We start from the raw sequence: 14,699 nt of genomic DNA, 5'->3' as shown, positions 1-14,699 counted from the left end.
TCACGTCGCGTTCACCCCAGGTTCACACGAGAACCGGTCGCTGCCGGCGAAACCCCGCCGATCACGCCCGATCAGCCCAGCAGCCAGCCCCGCTCCTCGGCCAGCCGGACCGCCTCGGCGCGGGTCCGGGCGCCGGTCTTGCCCATCGCCGAGGACAGGTGGTTGCGGACCGTGCCGGGCGAGAGCGCCAGCGCCCCGGCGACGTCGGCGACGGTGCCGCCGTCGCGGGCGGCCAGCAGCACCTCGGCCTCCCGCTCGGTCAGCGGCGACTCGCCGTACGCCAGGGAGTCCGCGGCCAGCGCCGGGTCGACCACCCGCAGGCCGGCGTGCACCCGGCGGACGGCGTCGGCGAGCCGCTCCGCCGGGGTGTCCTTGACCAGGAAGCCGGCGACGCCGGCGCGCAGCGCCCGGCGCAGGTAGCCGGCCCGGCCGAACGTGGTCACGATCAGCACCCGGCACCGCGGGTACGCCGCGGCCAGGTCCGCCGCCGCGGCCAGGCCGTCGCCGCCGGGCATCTCGATGTCGAGCAGGGCGACGTCCGCGCGGTGCTCGCGGGCCGCCGCGACGACCTCATCGCCGCGGCCCACCCGGGCCACGACCGCCAGGTCGGGCTCCAGGTCGAGCAGGGCGGCCAGGGCGTCGCGGACGAGCGCCTGGTCGTCGGCCAGCAGCAGCCGGATCGGGTCCGTCGTCATGCGCCCTCCCGCGGGGCCGGCGGGTCGCCCCGCAGCGTCACCGTGAGCTGGAAGCCGGGCGCGCCGTCGGCCCGGTCCCCGATGGTCAGCACGCCGCCGGCCGCCTCGACCCGCTGGCGCAGCCCGGCCAGGCCGTCCCCGGCGGCGAGCGGGTCGGCGCCCGGCGGCGGGCCGGCGCCGTCGTCGACCACCTCGACGCCGTCCGGGCGCAGCCGGACCGTGCAGTGCCGGGCGCCGCTGTGCCGGACGACGTTGGTCACCGCCTCGCGGATCACCCGGGCCAGCACCTCGCGCCGGGCGCTGGGCACCTCGTCGGTGGCGGTCGGCAGGTCCGCCTCGATGTCCGCGGCGGCCAGCGCCACCCCGGCCGCGGCGATCTCGCCGGGCAGCGAGGCGCCGCGGATGCCGCGGGCGGTCGCCCGGACGTCGGCCAGCGCGTCCCGGCTCAGCCGCTCCAGGTCGGCCAGCTCGGCCCGGGCCCGCTCGGGGTCGACGTCGAGCAGCCGGCGGGCCAGCTCGGCCTTGACCGTGACCACGGTCAGCGAGTGGCCGAGGATGTCGTGCAGGTCGGCGGCGATCCGGGCCCGCTCCTGCTGGACGGCGAGCGTGGCCAGCTCGTCGCGGGCCTCGGCCAGCCGGCCCCGGTGCTCCTGCGCCCGGCGGCTCGCGAACGAGGCCGCGGTGGCCATGGTGAAGCCGATCGCCAGGCCCGGCCCGGCCAGCTCGGGGCTGGCCAGGACCGTGCCGAACAGCGTCGCCCCGAGGACCGCGGCCAGCGCGCCGCCCTGCGCCGTCGGCAGCCCGAACACCCCGGCGGCGGTCACGTAGATGAGCATGACGGCGGCGTGCGCCCCGGCGGCCGGCACGACGAGCAGGACCAGGCCGGCGAGCGCGACGATCCGCAGCCAGACCAGCCCGGCCGGCTCGGGGCGGTGCAGGTGCGCGGCCCGGCCGAAGGCGAGCATGGTGTGCAGGTACACGCCGACGAACGCGGCCAGCGCGGCCCAGCCGGTCAGCCGCTCGCCCAGCGGCGCGGCGCCGACCCGGACCGCTGTCTCGTACAGGAAGACCAGCCAGATCGCGGCGAAGAACAGGCCGAACCGCCGGCGCGCGCGGGCGGCCGGCGGTCGGGGTCCGGGGCAGCGGCTCATACCCGGGCGGTGTCCCGGCGGAAGCGCCAGATCGCGCCGGCGGTGAAGACCAGCGTCCACAGCGCCACGTTGAGGATCGCGCCGGCGAGCGAGCCGTCCTGCGTGAGCGGGTACCGGGCCAGGTGCGCCACCCCGTACGTCGGGAAGTACGGCGCGATGTCGGCCAGCACGGTGCCGAGCTGCTCCGGCGGGATGAACAGGCCGCCGGCGAAGGACAGCACCGCGAGCACCGGTCCGAGCACCTGCATGACGTTCTCGCTCGGCAGCAGGTACCCCATGAACAGCCCGAACGCGGCGAACACCAGCGCGCACCCCCAGGCCAGCAGCAGGCAGGCGACCCAGTCGCCGGGCGACAGCCGGGCGCCGGCGAACGCGCCGACCACCGATACCGCCGCCACCGCCACCGCCCCCGAGAGCATTCCCACGATCACCTTGACCGCGATGTACGCGCCCGGCCGCAGCGGGGTGAGCCGGAGCTGCCTGCTCCACCCGGCGGCCCGCTCGATCGACACGGCGGCGCCGGCGGCCGTGGTCGCCAGCAGCGCCGCATAGACGGCCATGCTGACCAGGACGTACCCGGTCACGTTACCGCCGTCGCCAATGGACTGCGTGCGGAACTCCCGCGAGGTGCCGAAGATCAGAAAGAACACCGCCGGCATGATCATGGTGAAGATGGCGTTGCGCCGGTTGCGCAGCACGCGGCGGATCTCCAGGCCGATCAGCGTCGGCGAGAAGCCGCCGAGCCGCGGCGCCCGGCGGGCGCCGGCCGCGGCGGTGGTCGCGGCGCGGGTGGTGGTCGCGGCGGGTGCGGTGGTCGCGGCGGTCATCGGGTACCCCTCTCGGCGCCGGCGGCGGCGTGGTCGCGGCCGGCGGGCGCGGTGTCGTCGTCGCCGGTCAGGGTCAGGAAGGCCTGCTCGAGGTCGTGCCCGGTGATCTCCAGGTGCCGGGCGTCGGTGCGGGTCAGCAGGTAGTGGGCCACCGCGTCGGAGTCGCGGCCGCGGACCACCACGCTGTCCCCGCGCACGTCCACGCCGCTCACCCCGGGCAGGGCGGCGAGCGCGGCGCGGTCGGCGCCGGCGAGCGTGGCCCGCACCGTACGGATGCTGGCCAGGGCCTTGATCTCCCCCGCCGTGCCGTCGGCGACCACCCGGCCGCGGCGCATCAGCACGATCCGGTCGGCGTACCGGTCGGCCTCCTCCAGGTAGTGCGTGGCGAAGATGACCGTGCGGCCGCGGTCGGTGTCGCTGCGCATCGCCGACCAGAAGTCCTGCCGGCCGCCGACGTCCATCCCGGTGGTCGGCTCGTCGAGGATGAGCAGGTCCGGGTCGGACAGCAGGGCCAGCGCGAACCGCAGCCGCTGCTGCTGCCCGCCCGAGCACCTGCCGACCCGGCGGCCGGCCAGGTCGGCGATGCCGGCCCGGTCGAGCACCTCGGCGACCGGGCGCGGGCGGGCGTACAGGGCGGCGGTGAACCGGACCGTCTCCGCGACGGTGAAGTCCTTGAGCAGCCCGCCGGTCTGCATGACCGCGGCGACCGCGCCGGTGGCGATCGCGGCGGCCGGCGGCCCCCCGTACACCGCCACCGAACCGCGGGTGGGGTCGGCCAGGCCGAGGACCAGGTCGATCGTGGAGGTCTTGCCGGCGCCGTTCGGGCCGAGCAGGGCGACCACCTCGCCGGGGGCGATCCGCAGGCTCAGGTCGTCGACCGCGGTGACCGGGCCGAACGTCTTGGTCACCCCGGCCAGCGCGACCGCGTCCGGCGCGGCGGCCCGGCGGGCGGCCGGGGCGGGGGCGGGAAGTGTCGTCGTCATGGACCCATTCGACGCCGCGGGCGCCGGCCGGACCGGTGCGGGCCGTCACCGATCGGGCGTGACAATTGTCAGGTCCCCGGGCGAGCTGCCGGGTCACCCGGGGACTGTCGGGTCGCGGGCTGTCAGGTCACCAGGGCGAGCCATGTCCGGTACGTGGTGTCGAACGGCTCGGTGCCGTCGCCGAGCGCCCCGAACAGCCAGCCCGCCGCCCGCCGGGCGGCCACCACCAGGTCGGCCGGGTAGCCGAACCCGTCCAGGTGGTCCGCGAAGTCGTCCTGGTCGAGGAGCTGGACCAGGCCGGTGTGCCGGCGGCGGACCACGTCCAGGTCCAGGTCGACCAGGTGCACCTCGTCGGGGCCGGTCCACCGGGCCGGGGTGGTGATGTCGCAGTACACCTCGGCGGTGCGCGGCGGCGGGTTGAACATCGCCGTCCACCAGCGGTCGCGCGGGACGAGCACCACGTACGGATGCTCCTGGCGCAGCGGGCGGCCGTGGTAGATCGACGGGGTACCGGCCGGGATGCCCAGCCAGGTGCCGAGGTCGTCCTCGGCGAGCCGGCGCGCGGGGTAGTCCCGATGCACGCCGCCGTCGTACTTGGTGTAGACCACCCGCACCTCGCCACCGCCCATTCCCCCATTTAACCGTCTGCTTGCTCGGCCGACCGTTGCGTGATCAAGGGACTACCCGCAGGAATCGCCGGGCGCGGACCGGCGCCCGCCGTGATCACCGGGGAAATGCCGGTCCGGGCCGCGGGGGCGTCGGGGGCGGCCGGTACCGTCGGGCGGTGGTGGACAGGACGCGGACGGTCGACGTACGGGCGGTGCTCGCCGCCGCCGTCGGCGCGGTGCCGGGCGGCAGCGCCCGGCCGGGGCAGCAGGCGATGGCCGAGGCGATCGACGCCGCGGTGGGCGCGGGCGAGCACCTGCTCGTGCAGGCCGGCACGGGCACCGGCAAGTCCCTGGCGTACCTCGCCCCGGCCCTGCTGGTCGACGGCCCGGTGGTGGTCTCGACGGCCACGCTGGCGCTCCAGGCGCAGCTCGTCGACCACGACCTGCCGCGGCTCGCCGCGGCCGTCAAGCCGGTGCTCGGGCGCAAGCCGACGTTCGCCGTGCTCAAGGGGCGGCACCACTACCTGTGCCTGTCCCGGCTGGAATCCTCGACCGAGGCCGAGCCGGACGACGGGCTGTTCGACGCGCCGACCGCCGGCGCGACCACCTGGCTCGGCCAGGCCGGGCGGCTCGGCAAGCAGATCGAGCGGCTGCGCGACTGGGCGATGGAGACCCCGCGCGGCGACCGCGACGAGCTGGACCCCGGCGTGGACGACAAGGCGTGGCGGCTGGTCTCCATGCCGGCCCGCGAGTGCGTCGGCGCGAGCCGGTGCGGGTTCGGCGACGAGTGCTTCGCCGAGGCGTCCCGGGCCCGGGCCCGGGAGGCGGACATCGTCGTCACCAACCACAGCCTGCTGGCCGCGGACATGATCGCCGGCGGGCACATCATCCCGCCGCACAAGCTGCTCGTCGTGGACGAGGCGCACGAGCTGGCCGACCGGGTGTCCTCGGCGGCGCAGGCCGAGCTGACGCCGGAGTCGATCGACCGGGCGGCCAAGCGGCTGCGCCCGGTCGCGCCCGGCGGCGGGTACGACGCGCTGGCCGAGGCCGGCGACGCGCTCGCCCTCGGCCTGGACGGCGCCCCCGCCGGCCGGCTCACCGAGGGCCTGCCGCCGGCCCTGGCCGCCGCCTGCACACTGCTGGACTCGGCCGCCCGCGGCGCGCTGGACGGGCTGGGCGAGATCAAGGCCGACGACGCCGACGCGGTCCGGAAGAAGGCCGCCCGGGCGCTGCTGGACGAGCTGTCGGACACCGCCCAGCGGCTGCTCGCCGCCGACCCGCACGACGTGACCTGGGTCGAGCGGGGCGAGTTCGGCGGCGGGTCGCGGCGGGCGCTGGTGGTGGCGCCGCTGTCGGTGGCGGCCACGCTGGGCGGCCACCTGTACGCCGACCGGACCGTGGTCGCCACCTCGGCGACGCTGACCCTCGGCGGCCGGTTCGACACGGTCGCCCGGTCGCTGGGCCTGCCGCCGACGCCGGTCGCGGAGCCGGTCGTCGCCGACGTGCCGGCACCGCGCTCCGCGGCGGCCGGCGGCGCCCCGCCCGGCGGTGCCGGCGGTGTTCCGGCCGGCGAGGGCGCGGCCGCCGGGGCGCCGCGGCGCGGTGGCACGCGGGCGGCGGGGAGCGCCCCGGACGGCGGCGCGGGAGCGCCGCGGTGGCGGGGGCTGGACGTGGGGTCGCCGTTCGACTACCCGAAGCAGGGCATCCTGTACGTCGCCGCGCACCTGCCCCGCCCCGCCGCCAGCGGCCTGCCCGACGCGGGCGCCGACGAGCTGGTCGACCTGGTCGGCGCGCTCGACGGCCGGACCCTCGGCCTGTTCTCCTCCCGCCGGGCCGCGCAGCAGGCGGCCGAGGTGGTCCGCGCCCGGACCGACCTGCCGGTGCTGTTGCAGGGCGAGGAGGCGCTGCCGCTGCTGGTCAAGCGGTTCCGGGCCGAGCCGCGGACCTGTCTGTTCGGCGTCATGTCGCTGTGGCAGGGGGTGGACGTGCCCGGCGACGCCTGCCAGCTCGTCGTCATCGACCGGCTGCCGTTCCCGCGGCCGGACGAGCCGCTGGCCGCCGCCCGGTCGGCGGCGGTGGACGCGTCCGGCGGGTCCGGCTTCGCCTCGGTGAGCGTGCCGATCGCGGCGATCCGGCTGGCCCAGGGGGCGGGGCGGCTGATCCGCTCGGCCGGGGACCGGGGCGTGGTCGCGGTGCTGGACTCGCGGTTGGAGACGGCCCGCGGGTACGGGGCGTTCCTGCGCCGCTCGCTGCCGCCGTTCTGGTACACGACCCGCCCGGACGTGGCCCGCGCGGCCCTGACCCGCCTGGCCGACGCCGCCCGCCCGAAGACCCCCGCCTGACCGGCGCCCGGCCCCGGCCGGTCAGGCCGGGGGTGCCTTGACCACCACCGCGTCCGGCGGCGGGGCCGGGAAGCGCTGGACCAGGTGGCGGATGCCGGTGTTGAGGACCGCGACCAGCGGTACCGCGATCAGCGCGCCGATGATCCCGGCCAGCACCACGCCGCCGGCGATCGCGATGATCACGGCGAGCGGGTGGATCGCCACCGCCTTGCCCATGATCAGCGGTTGCAGCACGTGCCCCTCGATCTGCTGGACGAGGATCACCGCGCCGAGGACGAGCAGCGCCGTCACCGGGCCGCCGTTGACGTCCACGAGCGCGACCAGCACCGCGACCGTCCCGGACAGCGCCGCGCCGATGATCGGCACGAACGCGCCGAGGAACACCAGCGCCGCGAGGGCGAACGCGAGCGGGACGTCCAGCACGTACAGCGCCAGGCCGATGCCGATCGCGTCGATGAACGCCACCAGCACGGTCGCCCGGACGTACGCGCCCAGCGACGCCCACGCCGCCTCGCCGGCGCCGTCCACCCGCTCCCGGGCCGCGGTCGGGAACAGCCGGACGAGGAACGCCCAGATCCGGTCGCCGTCGCGCAGGAAGAAGAACGTGGCGAACAGCACCAGCACCATGCCGGTGAGGATCTCGAACAGCGTCGCCGCGGTGGAGACCGCGCCGCTGGTCAGCGAGGCGGTGTTCTCGTCCAGCCACTTCTGGCCGGTCTCGAGCGCCTGGTCGAGCTGCCGGTCGGACAGGTCCAGCGGGCCGTCGCGCAGCCACTTGGAGATCTTGTTCACGCCGGCCGAGGCGTTGGTGCTCAGCTTGGTGGCGTTCTCGACGAACTGGCTGACCACCGCGGTCAGCGTGCCGACCACCGCGGTCAGCCCGGCGACCAGGACGACGCCGGTGGCCAGCGAGCGCGGCGCCCGGATCTCCCGCAGCGCCCGGACGGCCGGCCCGAGCAGCGCGGCGAGCAGCATCGCGATGATCAACGGGATGATCACGATGCGCAGGACGCCGATCAGTTCCAGCAGGTAGAACCCGGCCACGCCGATCGCCAGCAGGCGCCAGGCCCAGGCGCCGCCGACGCGCAGCCCGTACGGCACGTGCTTGTACGGCAGCGGGCCCGCCGGGTCGGGCCGGTCGACCGGGCTGACGCTCTCGGTCGGCGCCTCGTCGGCGGCCACCGGCTCGGCCTCGCCCGGCGGCGGCGCCGGGCGGCGACCGAAGCGCCGCAGCCACGAACCCCAGCGGCTCACGTGCCCCACCCGCCCGAGGTCGCCCCGCTCCTGCGTGCCGCGCCGGTCATCGGTCAATCCTCCCGCCGGTGTACCCCCGGCCCACCGTAGTCGGCCGCGGCTCGTCCGGCTGGCCGCGCGGGCGCAATGTACCGTCTTTCGCGTGACCACCGATGCGAAGATCGACTCCGGCCTCCCGATCCGGCTCCTGCACGACCGGGTGCTGGTCGAGTTGGAGGGGGCCGAGGGCGAGCGGCGCTCGTCGTCCGGCATCGTCATCCCCGCCACCGCGTCGGTCGGCCGGCGGCTGTCCTGGGCCACCGTGGTCGGCGTCGGGCCGCACGCCCGGGCCATCGTCACCGGGGACCGGGTGCTGTTCGACCCGGAGGACAAGGCCGAGGTCGAGTTGCAGGCCCGGCAGTACGTGCTGCTGCGCGAGCGGGACGTGCACGCGGTCGCCGCGAGCCGCGTCGAGCCGGACGCCACGGGCCTGTACCTCTGAATCGCGGGCCGGCCCCCCACCGCCACCAGCCCCGGCCGGGCCACCATCGGCCCGACCTGCCACCAGCCCGAACCCGCCGCCGGCCCGCGCCGGGTGCGCGTCAGCGCGGGCCGTAGCCGTGGAGCGGTACGGCCGGCACCATCGGCAGCGGGACCACCGGCTCCGGCGGCGGGTCGACCGGGCGGCGGACCCCGTCCGGGAAGTCGATCTCGTAGTGCGTCCCGGTCCAGCGGGCCGGCGGCGCGACCGGGTCGCGGCCGGTGAACACCTGCCGGTACGCGCTCATCGTCGCCAGCAGCTCCGCCTCCTCGCGGGCGGTCGCGGCGACCTGCTCGGGCGTGCCGTCCAGGCCGCGGCGCATCCCGTCGCGCAGCAGCGCCAGCCGGACCGCGGCGAACTGGAACGCCCGCATCGCCCGCACCCCCGCCTCGCCGGCCACCCGGCGGGCCCACACCCGGCCGGCGTGCCGGCGGGTGAGCGTGCTCAGCGCCGCCACCTCGGGCGGGCTGAGCCAGCCGGCCCGGACGTAGTACGGGAGCATCCGCTCGGTCAGCCGCCCCTCCCACGAGCGCAGCACCAGCGCGAAGCCGACCATGCCGAAGAAGATCGGCAGCATCACGGCCACGTACCCGTACAGCAGGATCGCCGGCTCGCCGGAGTCGGCGGCCAGGGTGGCCATGAGGTTCCACGAGCCGTGCAGCATCATCGCCACGAGCAGGCCGGCGAGCGGCGCCGCGACCCTGGTCCAGCGGTGCGCCGAGCGGGCGGCGAAGCCGACCCCGATGCCGGTCATCGCGGTGAACAGCGGGTGGGCGAAGCCGGTGAACAGGATCCGGGCGATCCACATCGCCAGTACGGCCTGGGCGCCGGAGGCGGGGCCGTACTCGTCGGCGTTGCTGGCGTACCCGTGGCCGCCGAGGTACAGGATGTTCTCCACCATGGCGAAGCCGGTGGCGGCGAGCCCGCAGTACACGATGCCGTCGGTGATCCCGGAGATCTCCCGGCGCCGCCGCCAGAGCAGCAGCAGCGGGCCGAGCGCCTTGGTCAGCTCCTCGATGAACGGGGCGACGAGGACGGCGACCAGCGAGTCGGGCAGGTCCACCCGGCCGAACAGGGCGCTGGCGCCGCTGTTGACCGCGAGCGAGGCGAGGGTGGAGACGAACGCGCCCCAGCAGAAGCAGAAGGCCAGGTACTTGACCGGCTCCGGCTCGAACCGGTCCAGCCAGAGGAACGCGGCGACGAGCACCGGTACGGGCAGCACCGCCGCGCCGACGCCGATGGCGAGCGCGCCGGGGCCGATCCGCGAGCCGAGGTAGCCGAGGATGGCCAGCGCGCACAGCGCGATGCCGCCGATGAGGGCCGCGAGCAGCAGCACCCGGCGCCAGCGCCCGCCGCGCGGCGGCACCAGCTCCTCCGGCGGGATCACCGTGGTCGGTGCGGCGGCCGGGTCCGGCGCGGGCTCCGGCGGGACGGCGGGCTGCGGGGCGGGGTGATCGGCCACGCCGCCAGCCTAGTGCCCCCCGCCGGGCGCTACAGGGCCGTCCAGGCGCGCAGTCGCTCGGCGATGGTCCGGGCGGCCCGCGGGTAGCTGCCGGGGCCGCAGTCCCGCCAGCTCACCGTCCGGCCGCCGCTGACCACCCGGTACAGGATGCCGTCCTGGCAGGCGTACTTGATCGGCTTGCGGGACTCGTCGGCGAGGGCCGCGCCGGTGACCAGCTCGTCGAGCTGCGCCTCCCGCTCGTCGCTGAGCGCGCCCCGCCCGCGCGACCGGCCGTCGGAGGTGAACCGCCAGCTCCCGGCGTCGGTGACCGTCAGGACGTCGTCGTGCCCGACCAGGCCGCCCGAGCGGTGTACCGCGACCCGGCCGGCGCCGGCCCGGGCGCGCCGGCGGTCGCCGTCGCCGCGCCCGGCGGGGCGGCTCGGGCGCGGCGTCGCGCTGGGCAGGGGGCTCGGGGTGGCGACGGGCTCCGGCGGCACGGTCTCGATCACGCCGCCGGCGGCCGGTCGGGGCTGCTCCGCGCCGGCGTCGCAGCCGGCGACCACGCTGAGGGCCACGAGCCCGGCGAGGGCCGTGGGGATTCGATTCATGTCGATGCGACGCCTCAGCCGCCCCGCTGGTTCCCCGCCGCCGCACGCGCATCGGCCACCGTGCGCCGGACCGCGTCCGCGCCCGCGTCGTCGCCGACCGCCTGCGAGCGCCGCTCGGCGTCGACCCGCTGCCGGTACCAGTCGATCTCCCGCTCGCGCCGGGCGGCGTCCCAGCCGAGCACGTCGCCCATCAGCGCGGCCGCCGCCGGGGCGGTGTCCAGGCCCCGGTGCGCGGTCTCGATCGAGATCCGGGTCCGCCGGGTGAGGACGTCCTCCAGGTGCAGCGCGCCCTCGGCGGAGGCGGCGTGGGCGACCTCGGCGGCCAGGTACTCCGGCGCCCCCGGCAGCGGCGCGGCCAGCGCCGGGTCGGCGGCGACCCGGCGCAGCACGTCGACGGTCGTGCTGCCGTACCGCTCCAGCAGGTGCTCGACCACGCCGACGCTGACCTGGTGCCGGCGGGCCAGGTCGGCCCGGTCCCGCCAGGCGGCGTGGTACCCGTCGGCGCCCAGCAGCGGCAGGTGGTCGGTACGCGAGGCCGGCACCGGGGCGGGCAGCCGGCGGGCCGCGCGGTCGACGACGTCGGCGGCCATCACCCGGTACGTCGTGTACTTCCCGCCCGCGACCAGCAGCAGCCCCAGCATCGGCTCGACCACCGCGTGCCGGCGGGACAGCGCCGAGGTGGCCTCGGAGTCGCCGGTCAGCAGCGGGCGCAGGCCGGCGTACACGCCCTCGATGTCCGCGGTCGTCAGCGGCCGGTCGAGGACGGGGTTGACCTGGTCCAGCAGGTACGCGATATCCCGCGCGGTCGCCGCCGGGTGGTCCCGGTCGAACGTCCAGTCGGTGTCGGTGGTGCCGATGATCCAGTGCCCCTCCCACGGGATCACGAACAGCACCGAGCTGGCCGTCCGCAGGATCAGCCCCGCGGTCCCGGAGATCGCCGACCGGGGTACCACCAGGTGCACGCCCTTCGACGCCCGCACCCGCAGCCCCGGCCGCACCCCGACGTCGCGCAGCAGGGCCGAGATGTCGTCGCTCCACACGCCGGTCGCGGCGATCACCGTGCGGGCGCGGACCGCGTACTCCGCGCCGTCCTCCACATCGGTCACCCGGACGCCGGTCACCTCGCGCGCGGTCCGGGTGATCGCGGTCACCCGGGCGCTGGTCAGCACGGCCGCGCCCAGCGACGCGGCGGTGCGGGCGAGCGCGACGACCATCCGGGCGTCGTCCATCTGCGCGTCGTGGTACCGGATCGCGCCGGTCAGCACGTCCGGGCGCAGGCTCGGCATCAGCCGCCGGGCGGCGTCACGGGACAGGTGCCGGTGCAGCGGCATCCCGCGCCCGGAGCCCATGGCGGTGGCGAACGCGTCGTACAACGCCAGCCCCGCCCCGTAGTACGCCCGCCGGGCCACCCGCGCCGGCCAGCCGCGCACCCCCGGCGGCGCGGCCAGCGGCACCAGGAACGGCACCGGCCGGACCAGGTGCGGGGCGAGCCGGGTGGCCAGCAACCCGCGCTCGGTCAGCGCCTCGTGCACCAGCCCGAACTCGAACTGCTCCAGGTACCGCAGCCCGCCGTGGATCAGCTTGCTGGACCGGCTGGACGTGCCCGCCGCCAGGTCCCGCGCCTCGACCAGCGCCACCCGCAGCCCGCGCGACGCGGCGTCCACCGCCGCCCCGGCGCCGGTGACGCCGCCGCCGACGACGACCACGTCGAACTCGCCGTCCGCGAGCCGGCGCAGGTCGGCGCGGCGCCGCTCGGGGGACAGCTCGCTCGCCGCGGACCGGGACACCGTTGCCGTACGCACGCCACCACCGTAGCCCGCCGGCCCCGGGCCGGGCGGCCGATCGCGGCGCCCGTCGATGCCGCCGCCCGCCCCGGCCGCGTGGGACGCGGCGCGGCCGGGGCGCGCGGCACGTAGTGTTTCGTCCGTGAATGCGCCCTGGCCCGCCCACCCGCAGCCGCCGTACCTCGCCCCGCCGCCCCCGCCCACCGGGAAGGCCGCCGGCATCGTCGGCATCGTCCTCGTCGGCCTGTGGAGCGCGGCCGTCGCCGCGGGCGGGCAGCTCACCGGCTGGGTGGTCGACCAGTTCCGGCTGGCCACCGGGGGCGCGCTGCCGCACTGGCTGTGGACCGCCGGCGCGCTCGGCACCGCGCTGCTGGTCGGGCTGCCCGCGCTGCTGCTCGCCGTCGCCGCCCGCCCCGGCTGGGCCCGGTACACCGGCCGGCTGTGGCTGGCCGCCGCCGGGCTGCTCGCCTGGCTCGGCCCGGCCCGGCTGGTCCCGCCGGCGGAGAACGAGCGGTACCTGCTCCTGCTGGCCCTCCTCGCCGGCCTCGCCGCACTCGCCGGCCGGCTGGTCGACCGCCGGGTCGACGCGCCGCCCGCGCCGCGCGGCGCGCTGCCGCTGGGCGCCGCCGCCGGCGCGGTCGTGCTGCTGCCCTGGCTGTGGCTCGGCGCGGCCGGCGGCCCGCTCGAGACCGCGCTGGCCGCCCTGGCCGCGCTCGCGGTGGGCGCGCTCGCCGCCGTCCTGCTCGGCCGCGGCTTCCGGGCGGCGTACCCGGTGGCCGGGCGGCTGCGCCGCACCCTTGCGCTCGGCCCGATCGCGGGCGTGGCGCTGCTCCTGCTCGGCGCCGGCACCGGGCCGGCCGGCCCGCACCTGGCCGTGCTGCTCGTGCTCGGCGCCGCGGGCTTCGCCGCCGCCGCGCTCGGCGGCGGGGCGGCCGCCGGGGCCCTGGTCGCGCTGGCCGCGTTCGGGCCGCTGGCCGGCGTGGACGGCGAGGAGGTCACGCTCCTGCTGCTGGACCGGGACGTGCCGTACTGGACGCTGATCGGCACCCTGCTCGCCGTCGGCGCCGCCTGGCTGGTCGGCGCGGCCTGCGCGGCGCTCGCCCGCCCGACCGGCCCCGGCCGGGTCACCGCCGGGATCGCCCTGGTCGCCACGCTGCTCGCCGGCACCGCCGTGTACGCCGCCGCCGGGCAGCCGGGCTTCTTCGGCGACCGGCTGTTCGTGGTCCTGCGCGACCAGGCCGCCCCCGCCGCCCCGGCCGCGCCGCCGGGCCTGCCCGGCCACGCCGCCCGCACCGGCGCGGTGTACGCCGGGCTCGTCGCGCACGCCGAGCGCACCCAGGCGGGCCTGCGCGCGTACCTGGCCGACCGCGGCCTCCGGTACACGCCGTACTACCTGGTCAACGCCATCGAGGTCGACGCCGGCCCGGCCCTGCGCCCGCTGCTGGAACGGCGCTCCGACGTCGCCCGGGTGCTGTTCAGCCCCCGGCTGCGCCCGCTGCCCGCGCCGGTGCCGACGAACCGCGGCGAGGACGCCGCCCCGGTCGGCGTGCCGTGGAACATCAGGCTGATCGGCGCCGACCGGGTCTGGCGGACCGGCGTCACCGGCGTCGGGATCACCGTCGGCACGTCCGACTCCGGCGTGGACGGCCGGCACCCGCGGCTGAGCAACACGTTCCGCGGCGGGGACGACTCCTGGTACGACCCGTGGAACGGCAGCCGCTCCCCCACCGACCGCGGCGGCCACGGCACGCACACGCTCGGCACCGCCGTCGGGGCGGGCGGGATCGGCGTCGCGCCCGGCGCCGGCTGGGTCGGCTGCGTCAACCTGGACCGGAACCTGGGCAACCCGGCCCGGTACCTGGACTGCCTGCAATTCATGCTGGCGCCGTTCCCGCCCGGCGGCGACCCGTTCCGCGACGGCCGCCCGGCCCGCGCCTCGCACGTGCTGACGAACTCGTGGGGCTGCCCGGCCGCCGAGGGCTGCGACACCGCCTCGCTGGCCCCGGCGATCGCCGCGTTCCGGGCCGCCGGGGTGTTCTTCGCCGCCGCCGCCGGCAACGAGGGCCCCGGCTGTGCGACGATCGACGACCCGCCGGCGCCGTACCCGGACGCGTTCACCGTCGGCGCGGTCGACGCCGGCCGCGCGGTCACCTCGTTCTCCAGCCGCGGGCCGACGCCGGCCGGCGCGGTGAAGCCGGACGTGGTCGCGCCGGGCGCCGACATCCTGTCCGCGGTGCCGGGCGGCACGTACACCCGCAACGACGGGACGTCGATGGCCACGCCGCACGTCGCGGGCGTGGTCGCGCTGGTCTGGTCGGCGAACCCGCGCCTGGTCGGCGACGTCGCCGGCACCCGGGAGCTGCTGCGCCGCACGGCGAGCCGGGACGTGCGCGCCGGGGTGACCTGCGGCGGCGACCCGGCGAACGCCACGGGCGCGGGCCTGGTCGACGCGGCCGCGGCGGTGGCCGCCGCCCGCGCGGGCTGAC

At 77.5% G+C, this 14,699-nt stretch carries 12 protein-coding genes; 3 read left to right on the top strand and 9 right to left on the bottom strand.

Going from position 1 to position 14,699, the window contains the following annotated elements:
• Positions 1-71 precede the first annotated feature (71 nt).
• From IEY94_RS10495 to IEY94_RS10475, 5 genes are all read right to left on the bottom strand, one after another.
• Positions 72-695: a response regulator transcription factor gene (locus IEY94_RS10495; RefSeq protein WP_189169934.1), complete on the bottom strand. Its 624-nt coding sequence runs from the start codon at positions 693-695 to the stop codon at positions 72-74.
• Positions 692-1,846, bottom strand: a complete 1,155-nt coding sequence (locus tag IEY94_RS10490; RefSeq protein WP_189169933.1) for a sensor histidine kinase — start codon at positions 1,844-1,846, stop codon at positions 692-694. The genes IEY94_RS10495 and IEY94_RS10490 overlap by 4 nt, the downstream gene beginning before the upstream one ends.
• Positions 1,843-2,673, bottom strand: a complete 831-nt coding sequence (locus IEY94_RS10485) for an ABC transporter permease (protein WP_189169932.1) — start codon at positions 2,671-2,673, stop codon at positions 1,843-1,845. Before IEY94_RS10485 ends, IEY94_RS10490 begins: the two co-directional genes overlap by 4 nt.
• Positions 2,670-3,656, bottom strand: coding sequence for an ABC transporter ATP-binding protein (locus IEY94_RS10480; protein ID WP_189169931.1), 987 nt, complete (start codon positions 3,654-3,656; stop codon positions 2,670-2,672). The genes IEY94_RS10485 and IEY94_RS10480 overlap by 4 nt, the downstream gene beginning before the upstream one ends.
• A 122-nt stretch (positions 3,657-3,778) precedes the next feature.
• Complete coding sequence (locus IEY94_RS10475) at positions 3,779-4,285, bottom strand: ribonuclease FAU-1 family protein (protein ID WP_189169930.1); 507 nt, start codon at positions 4,283-4,285, stop codon at positions 3,779-3,781.
• 155 nt (positions 4,286-4,440) lie between these two features.
• On the opposite strand from IEY94_RS10475, the gene IEY94_RS10470 reads away from it, so the two are divergent.
• The gene (locus IEY94_RS10470) at positions 4,441-6,606 is read left to right on the top strand and encodes an ATP-dependent DNA helicase (RefSeq protein ID WP_306341600.1); all 2,166 of its coding nucleotides are present in this window, start codon (positions 4,441-4,443) and stop codon (positions 6,604-6,606) included.
• Positions 6,607-6,627: 21 nt separating this feature from the next.
• Here IEY94_RS10470 and IEY94_RS10465 read toward each other — a convergent pair whose 3' ends face one another.
• A complete protein-coding gene (locus IEY94_RS10465) occupies positions 6,628-7,869 on the bottom strand; it encodes an AI-2E family transporter (protein WP_373291267.1) in 1,242 nt (413 codons plus the stop codon).
• A gap of 133 nt (positions 7,870-8,002) precedes the next feature.
• On the opposite strand from IEY94_RS10465, the gene IEY94_RS10460 reads away from it, so the two are divergent.
• Positions 8,003-8,341: a GroES family chaperonin gene (locus IEY94_RS10460; protein WP_189169928.1), complete on the top strand. Its 339-nt coding sequence runs from the start codon at positions 8,003-8,005 to the stop codon at positions 8,339-8,341.
• A 100-nt stretch (positions 8,342-8,441) separates the two neighbouring features.
• On the opposite strand, the gene IEY94_RS10455 is transcribed toward IEY94_RS10460, so the two are convergent.
• The 3 genes from IEY94_RS10455 to IEY94_RS10445 are packed head-to-tail and all read right to left on the bottom strand — an operon-like array spanning position 8,442 to position 12,216.
• Positions 8,442-9,842 carry a PrsW family intramembrane metalloprotease gene (locus IEY94_RS10455; RefSeq protein WP_189169927.1) on the bottom strand — a complete coding sequence of 467 codons (1,401 nt, stop codon included), beginning with the start codon at positions 9,840-9,842 and terminating at the stop codon, positions 8,442-8,444.
• 29 nt (positions 9,843-9,871) lie between these two features.
• Positions 9,872-10,429, bottom strand: a complete 558-nt coding sequence (locus tag IEY94_RS10450) for a hypothetical protein (protein WP_189169926.1) — start codon at positions 10,427-10,429, stop codon at positions 9,872-9,874.
• A 14-nt stretch (positions 10,430-10,443) separates the two neighbouring features.
• The gene (locus tag IEY94_RS10445) at positions 10,444-12,216 is read right to left on the bottom strand and encodes a glycerol-3-phosphate dehydrogenase/oxidase (RefSeq protein ID WP_189170230.1); all 1,773 of its coding nucleotides are present in this window, start codon (positions 12,214-12,216) and stop codon (positions 10,444-10,446) included.
• A gap of 139 nt (positions 12,217-12,355) precedes the next feature.
• On the opposite strand from IEY94_RS10445, the gene IEY94_RS23970 reads away from it, so the two are divergent.
• Positions 12,356-14,698, top strand: a complete 2,343-nt coding sequence (locus tag IEY94_RS23970) for a S8 family serine peptidase (protein WP_268244832.1) — start codon at positions 12,356-12,358, stop codon at positions 14,696-14,698.
• Position 14,699: the final 1 nt, after the last annotated feature.

The organism is Pilimelia anulata (assembly GCF_014647895.1).
GTDB classification, from domain to species: Bacteria; Actinomycetota; Actinomycetes; order Mycobacteriales; family Micromonosporaceae; genus Pilimelia; species Pilimelia anulata.
Note: the sequence above shows the minus strand (reverse complement) of the source record. Positions and strands in the feature narration are given on the sequence as shown.